Raw genomic sequence first — 7,859 nt, 5'->3', positions numbered from 1 at the left:
CGGCGACTGGGGCGTCTGCGACCCGGCCGAACCGCGCAACCGGCGCAGCCGTGCCTCGGTCCTGCTGCGCGGCGCCGATGGCCGGGCGCTCCTGGTCGATACCGGTCCCGACCTCCGCGACCAGTTGCTCGCGCAGCGGATCGACCGGTTCGACGCCATTCTCTACACCCACGCCCACGCCGACCATATCGCCGGACTGGACGAGGTCCGGGGCATCAACCGCATCATCGACCGGCCGCTGCCGGTCTACGGCACGCCGTCCGTGCTGGCCGAGGTGGAAAATCGCTTCAGCTACGCCTTCCGGCCCTGGTCGCCCCCCGGCTTCTACCGGCCGGTCGTGGTGCCCCATATCGTGCATGCGGGCCAGACGATCGACGTCGCGGGCCTGCGCCTGACCCTGTTCGAGCAGATTCATGGCCGCACCCTGTCGCTGGGGCTGCGCTGCGGCAACATCGCCTATTCCACCGACGTGGTCGAACTGCCGTCCGAGGCCCTGGCGGCCCTCGAAGGGGTCGAGACCTGGCTGGTGGACTGCTTCCAGCGATCCGCCGCCCACAGCGCCCATGCATGGCTGGACCGGGTCCTGGAATGGCGGTCGCGAATCGGTCCGCGCCGCGTGATCCTGACCCATATGGGCACCGACATGGATTGGGCCTGGATGGCCGAAAACCTCCCCCAGGGGGTCGAGGCCGCCTATGACGGCCTGCGCGTGGCCTTCCGCTAGGCGGCGCGCGCCCGACCTCGGATCCGGTTTGCAAAAACCCGTGTAAGCTGGGGAGTGTTTCTGCCTATCGTGCGATTTAGGTTGAATCGCGACTATCTGCGGCGATACCGTTGGACGTGGCCACCCACAGAATCCGCTGCCCTGCCAACCCGCGACACCGCGTGCTTGCCGAGCCGCCTCTGCCCGGGGTCGCGGCATGCCAACCCGCCTGACAAGGGCTTGCCTGACAAGGGGATGAGCATTGGATGAAAAATTTGACCGTGACGGTAGAGCACATCATGCGCGGCTTGAAAAGCCGCAAGCATGAAATAGCTCTTCAATACAGCGAGACAGGCGCGCCCGCGCGGGGTCGCCCGCCAGGCGTTTCAGGCTGACATTCCTTCCCGGAGGGGGATCGGTCTCCACCCGGGGAACATCGCCCATGATTGACGGTCGCCCGCCCGACGCGGATCGGGCCGCCGTTCGGAGACATCTGCCGATGGCTTCTGACACCACCGTGTTTTCCCTGGCCAACGCGATGCGCGACCAGCGCCGCGAGGTCGAGATGACCCTGTCGGACTATCTCGACCTGTGCCGGGCCGATCCGTCCTGCTACGCCACGGCGGCCGAACGCATGCTCAAGGCGATCGGCGAGCCGCGGACCGTCGATACGTCCCGCGACCCGCGCCTGTCGCGCATCTTCATGAACCGCACGATCCGGGTCTATCCGGCCTTCTCCGATTTCTTCGGAATGGAAGAGACGATCGAACAGATCGTGGGCTTCTTCCGCCATGCCGCCCAGGGGCTCGAGGAACGCAAGCAGATTCTCTACCTGCTGGGTCCGGTGGGGGGCGGCAAATCGTCGCTCGGCGAACGGCTGAAGGGCCTGATGGAGAAAGAGCCGATCTACGTGCTCAAGGCCGGGCGCCATCTCAGCCCGGTCTTCGAGAATCCGCTGGGCCTGTTCGATCCCGACCGCATGGCCCAGGCGCTCGAACGGCAATATGGCATTCCCCGCCGGATGCTGACCGGCATCGCCAGCCCCTGGGCGCTGAAGCGGCTCGAGGAATTCGACGGCGACCTGTCGCGCTTCACGGTGGTCAAGATGCATCCGTCGCGGCTGCGGCAGGTCGCGATCGCCAAGACCGAGCCGGGCGACGACAACAACCAGGACGTCTCCGCCCTGGTCGGCAAGGTCGATATCCGCCAGTTGGAGCATTACAGCCAGAACGACCCCGACGCCTACAGCTTCTCGGGCGGGCTGAACCGCGCGAACCAGGGGCTGCTGGAATTCGTCGAGATGTTCAAGGCGCCGATCAAGATGCTGCACCCCCTGCTGACCGCGACGCAGGAGGGCAACTATGTCGGCACCGAGAATATCGGCGGCATCCCCTTCACCGGGGTGATCCTGGCCCATTCGAACGAGGCCGAATGGCAGAGCTTCCGCAACAACCGCACCAACGAGGCGTTCCTGGATCGCGTCTGCGTGATCAAGGTCCCCTATTGCCTGCGCGTGGCCGAGGAAACCAGGATCTATGAAAAGCTGGTCCAGTCCTCCAGCCTGGCCGACGCGCCCTGCGCGCCCAACACGCTGGAAATGCTGGCCCGCTTCGCGGTCCTCTCGCGGCTGAAGCCGCACGCCAACTCGACCCAGTTCGCCAAGATGCGGGTCTATGACGGCGAAAATATCCGCGAAACCGACCCCAAGGCCCGCACCATGCAGGAATATCGCGACGCCGCCGGCGTGGACGAAGGCATGGACGGCATCTCGACCCGCTTCGCGTACAAGGTCCTTTCGGCCACCTTCAACCATGATTCGACGGAAATCTCGGCCGATCCGGTGCATCTGATGTATGTGCTGGAACAGGCGATCCGGCGCGAACAATTCCCGCCCGAGACCGAGGCCACGTACCTGGCGACGCTGAAGTCGGAGCTGGCCGGCCGCTATGCCGAGTTCCTGGGCCACGAAATCCAGAAGGCCTATCTCGAAAGCTACAACGATTACGGCCAGAACCTCTTCGACCGCTACCTGGACTACGCCGATGCGTGGATCGAGGACCAGGATTTCAAGGACCCCGACACCGGCCAGATGCTGAACCGGGAATTGCTGAACGCCGAGCTGACCAAGATCGAGAAGCCGGCCGGCATCGCCAATCCCAAGGATTTCCGCAACGAGGTGGTCAAGTTCTCGCTCCGGGCCCGGGCGTCCAACGGCGGCCGCAACCCGTCCTGGACCTCGTACGAGAAGATCCGCGACGTGATCGAGAAGCGGATGTTCAGCCAGGTCGAGGACCTGCTGCCGGTCATCAGTTTCGGGTCGAAAAAGGATGGAGAAACCGAACGCAAGCATGACGAGTTCGTCGAGCGGATGGTGGCGCGCGGCTACACGGAACGACAGGTTCGAAGGCTCGTTGAGTGGTACATGCGGGTGAAGCAGTCCGCCTGAACGGGAATGGTGCCGCCCAGTGGATATCATTGACAGACGTCCCAATCCCCATGGGAAGAATATCGAAAACCGCCGTCGCGTCCTGCAGCGGGCGCGTTCGGCAGTGCAACAGGCGGTGCGCGACTCGGTCGCGCGCGGCAAGATCAGGGAGATCGGACAAGGCAACGCGGTCTCGGTTCCGTCCGACGCGCTGCACGAACCCACTTTTCACCGCGTCTTCACCGACGGCATGCGCGAGATCGTGCTGACCGGCAACAAGGAGTTCTCGCGCGGGGACAAGCTGCAGCGGCCGCAGGGCGGCGCGGGGCAGGGCACAGGGGGCGACGGCCAGGCCGGCGAGAATGGCGGCGGCGAGGATTCCTTCCGCTTCGTGCTCAGCCGCGACGAATTCCTCGACCTGTTCTTCGACGACCTGGAACTGCCCGACCTGGTCAAGCGCGAGATCGCGACCACCGAATCCGGCACGCCCAGCCGCACCGGGCTCAGCAACGAGGGATCGCCCTCGCATCTCGATCTGGGGCGGACGATGCGCCGCTCGATCGCGCGGCGCATCGGGCTGGGCCGCCCGAAGCCCGACGATCTGCGCGCCGTCGAAGCCCGGATCGCCGAATTGGAAGACCAGCGCCCCCTGGGGGCCGATGCGCTCGATGAACTGGAAACCCTGCGCGAACAGCGCAGCACGATCCTCCGGCGCCTGGCGCGCATCCCCTGGGTCGATCCGGTCGATCTGCGCTATCGCCGCTATACGGTGCTGCCCCAGCCCGCGACCCGCGCCGTGATGTTCTGCATCATGGACGTCTCGGGCTCGATGACCGAACGCATGAAGGACCTGGCCAAGCAGTTCTTCCTGCTGCTGCACGTCTTCCTCGAACGGCGCTACAAGAAGGTCGAAATCGTCTTCATCCGCCACGCCGAAAGCGCCGAGGAAGTGGACGAGGACGTCTTCTTCCACGATCCGCGCACCGGCGGGACGATCGTCTCCTCGGCGCTGGAACTGATGTCCGGCATCCAGCGCGAGCGCTATCCGTCCGGCACCTGGAACATCTATGTCGCCCAGGCTTCGGACGGCGACAACGCGTCCTCGGACACCCAGCGGACGGCCAGCCTGCTGCAGGACGCCATCCTGCCGGTGGTGCAGTACTACGCCTATATCGAAATCACCGGCTCGGGCGCGGTGATCCGGGGCGAGACCGATCTGTGGCGCAGCTACCGCGCGATCGCCGATCACAACCCGCACCTGGCGATCCGCCACGTGGGCGACCGCAAGGAAATCTTCCCCGTGTTCCGCGACCTGTTCTCCCGCCAGCACGATACGGCCGAGGCATGATGGGCCAGATCACTCCCAATGGGCCGTCCGCCCGCCGGGGCGGGCTGCTCTACACCGGCAATGACTGGAACTTCCAGGTCATCCGGGACTGCTACGACGCGATCGAGGAGATCGCCCGGACCGAACTCGGGCTGGAAACCTACGCCAACCGGATCGAGATCATCACGTCGGAACAGATGCTGGACGTCTACACGGCGCACGGCATGCCGCTGGGCTACAAGCACTGGTCGTTCGGCAAGCGCTTCATCGGCCACGAAAACGCCTATCGGCGCGGGCTGATGGGCCTGGCATATGAAGTGGTGATCAATTCGGACCCCTGCATCTCGTACCTGATGGAGGAAAACTCCGCGACGATGCAGGCGCTGGTGATCGCCCATGCCGCGTTCGGCCACAATCATTTCTTCCGCAACAACCGCCTGTTCCGCGAATGGACGGACCCGTCGGAAATCCTCGGCTACCTGGAATTCGCCCGTGGCTACATCGCGCGATGCGAGGAGCGGCATGGGCTGCGCGCGGTCGAACGCATCCTCGATGCCGCGCACGCCTTGCAGAACCAGGGGGTGCACCGCCATTCCGGCGCACGCAAGCTGGACCTCAAGGCCGAGCAGCAGCGCGCCCGCGACCGCCGCGCCTATGAAGACAGCATGTTCAACGATCTGTGGCGGACCCTCCCGACCGAGGACGCGCCGGGCGCCGACCATCAGGCCGAGGACGCGCTGTCCCGCCGCCGCCTGGGCCTGCCCGAGGAGAACCTGCTCTATTTCCTCGAAAAACACGCCCCCCGCCTGGCATCGTGGGAGCGCGAGATCATCCGCATCGTGCGCATGGTCGCGCAATATTTCTACCCGCAGCCCCAGGTGAAGATGATGAACGAAGGCTGCGCCACCTGGGTGCATGCCTACATCATGCGCCGCCTGCATGAACTCGGCCGGATCGATGACGCCGCCTATCTCGAAGTCATCCATTCCACGTCGAACGTCATTACCCAGCTCGGCTTCGACGCGGGCGGCGGCCCGTCCTTCAATCCCTACGCGCTGGGCTACGCGATGATGACCGACATCGCGCGGATCTGCACCGAACCGACCGCCGAGGACCGGACCTGGTTCCCCGACATAGCGGGCAATGGCGACGCGATCGGCACGTTGCGGCACGCCTGGGCCGAATATCGCGACGAAAGCTTCATCCAGCAATTCCTGTCGCCGAAGACCATTCGCGATTTCCGCATGTTCCGCCTGCGGGACGATACCAGCCAGCCCTATCTGCTGGTCGACGCGATCCATGACGAAGCCGGCTATCGCGACATCCGCCGCAGCGTGGCCCTGACCTACGATCCCGGCACGTTCTATACCGAAATCGAAATCGTCGATGTCGATCTGCTGGGCGACCGTACGCTGGTGCTCGAACATCGCAGCCGCGCCGGCCAACTGCTACAGCCCAACGATGCGCGCCAGACATTGAATTATCTTTCATCCCTATGGGGTTATGGCGTGATTCTGAAGGAAATCGACACCCAGACCGGTGCCGTGCTCACGACCCATACCGCCAATGTGCCCACCTGATTCCGGATCTGGTGCCGGAGTGCCCGGCGATAAACAATCATCCGTAAAAACATAATTTTATGATGCCGTTTTCACTGCCGGCATCATCGGGTTCCGTTGATCGTCCAGGTTAAGAAATTCAAAATAAAAACTTCAAATACAATATACTATAATATTTTTCTGATGTTTTTGGCGAAGTTCCGCCCGGCGAATTTATCTCGTCCGGGAAACGGCTGGTCTTTTCTTCCAAAAATTTGTATCGCAATTCGATCGAGCCCGCGCAGCCATTGCCGGGCGAGATTGCCAGGCAGCGTGGCCAGATAAAGTTGGAAGACAAGGTAGCTGGATGAAAATGATAGCTCTTTCGCCGGCCGGACGGGTTCATGTCGGCTGATCGGCGTCGCGGTACGAATCGGGTCCCGGCCGCCCCCGTTACATCCCCGCGTCCGGGTGGACCATGTCGCAGGATTGCCGCCGCCCTCGCAGTCTCCGGCCTGCTCGGCGCCGCCGCGCCCCATGACGCCGCGCGGGCAGCCGACCCCATCCTGCAGACCGAGGAAAGCGACATCGTCAAGCTGTCGCCCGGCGGCCCGCACCGCGTCCTGATCGAGGACGCCGTCTATCGCCACAACAAGGACGGCCGGGTCTATGTCGTGGACCTCGATACCGGCAGGCTGCTGGGCATGGTCCAGGCGGCCTATAACGCCAATGTCGCGGCCGATCCGGCCGGCCGGTCGTTCTATGTCGCCGAAACGACGTGGGAGCGCGGCAATCGCGGCAAGCGCCACGACATGCTGGTGGCCTACGACCCGCTGACCCTGCTGCCCACGATGGATCTCGACCTGTCCAGCCGGGCGCTGATCACGCCGAAGAAGCCCGATCTGGCGGTCAGCGCGGACGGGCATTACATCTATGTCTATGACACCAGCCCGACCAATTCGGTCCATGTGGTGGACGCTGCGAAGAAGACGGAAATCCAGACCGTCGACGTTCCGGGCTGCGGCCTGATCTTCCCGTGGGGGCCCGCCGGTTTCACGTCGGTCTGCGGCGACGGCTCGCTCGCCAATGTTCAGCTCGACGCGGCGGGCAAGCCCGCTCTGACCCATACGGCGTCCTTCTTCGTCCCGGATCGCGACCCGGTCTACGAACACAGCCCCCAGGTCGCGGCCAGCGGCCATGTCTGGTTCATCAGCTATAGCGGACTGGTCTATGACGCCCGGCTCGGCGCCCAGACCAGCGTCGCCGCCCCGTGGTCCATCCAGGCGGCGGCGGGGCTGAAACCCGCATCCGATGCCCGCGCGCCGTTCGACATCGCCTGGCGTCCCGGCGGCTGGCAGTTGGCTGCCGTACGGGCACGCGATTCGCACCTGTTCATCCTGATGCACAAGGGCACGTTCTGGACCCACAAGGACCCGGGCACCGAATTGTGGGAACTCGACCTGCCGTCCCACAAGCTGGTGCGCCGCATCCGCCTGGCCAAGCCCAGCACGATGGTCGGCGTGACCCAGGATTCGGATTCGCGCATCATGCTGACGGACGAAGCCGGCGACCTGAATGTCCTGAACGGCGCCGACGGCAAGCCCGTCCGCACGATCAAGGCGCTGGGCGACGCCATCATCTTCACGGTGGCGCCCGGGGAATGAGGCGCGACATGACGACGCCCGGCTTCCGCCCGGCCGGCCCGCCATATCCGGCGGCCCGGCAAGAACCTGACATCGCCAGCGTGACGGAGACCCTCGATGGCCAATCCTGACAATGCGGAAACGGGGGCGGACGCGGGGGCCGGCCGCGCCGGCTTCGACCGCGTAACCGAACGCATGACCCGTTTCCTGGCCGGCCGCTCCT

General features: G+C 64.6%; 5 protein-coding genes. All 5 read left to right on the top strand.

Annotated features, from left to right (window positions below; genetic code table 11):
• On the top strand, positions 1–724 hold a 724-nt coding region (locus HUK84_RS07255; protein ID WP_176639690.1), incomplete at its 5' end, for an MBL fold metallo-hydrolase.
• Between the two features lie 478 nt (positions 725–1,202).
• The gene (locus tag HUK84_RS07250) at positions 1,203–3,149 is read left to right on the top strand and encodes a PrkA family serine protein kinase (protein ID WP_176639689.1); all 1,947 of its coding nucleotides are present in this window, start codon (positions 1,203–1,205) and stop codon (positions 3,147–3,149) included.
• Positions 3,150–3,168: 19 nt separating this feature from the next.
• Positions 3,169–4,476, top strand: a complete 1,308-nt coding sequence (locus HUK84_RS07245; protein WP_176639688.1) for a YeaH/YhbH family protein — start codon at positions 3,169–3,171, stop codon at positions 4,474–4,476.
• Positions 4,476–6,035 (top strand): SpoVR family protein, encoded by a 1,560-nt coding sequence (locus HUK84_RS07240; protein WP_374729283.1) that lies wholly within the window; start codon positions 4,476–4,478, stop codon positions 6,033–6,035. The genes HUK84_RS07245 and HUK84_RS07240 overlap by 1 nt, the downstream gene beginning before the upstream one ends.
• 362 nt (positions 6,036–6,397) lie before the next feature.
• The gene (locus HUK84_RS07235; RefSeq protein ID WP_176639686.1) at positions 6,398–7,657 is read left to right on the top strand and encodes an amine dehydrogenase large subunit; all 1,260 of its coding nucleotides are present in this window, start codon (positions 6,398–6,400) and stop codon (positions 7,655–7,657) included.
• The last annotated feature ends 202 nt before the right edge of the window (positions 7,658–7,859 follow it).

It is taken from the genome of Nguyenibacter vanlangensis, from assembly GCF_013376155.1.
GTDB classification, from domain to species: domain Bacteria; phylum Pseudomonadota; class Alphaproteobacteria; order Acetobacterales; family Acetobacteraceae; genus Gluconacetobacter; species Gluconacetobacter vanlangensis.
This window is presented reverse-complemented; position numbering and strand designations above follow the sequence as displayed.

Excerpts from the sequence above, each read along its gene's own strand:
- HUK84_RS07250 (WP_176639689.1), top strand. The coding sequence starts at position 1,203 with ATGGCTTCTGACACCACCGTGTTTTCCCTGGCCAACGCGATGCGCGAC.
- HUK84_RS07240 (WP_374729283.1), top strand. The coding sequence starts at position 4,476 with ATGGGCCAGATCACTCCCAATGGGCCGTCCGCCCGCCGGGGCGGGCTG.
- HUK84_RS07235 (WP_176639686.1), top strand. The coding sequence starts at position 6,398 with ATGTCGGCTGATCGGCGTCGCGGTACGAATCGGGTCCCGGCCGCCCCC.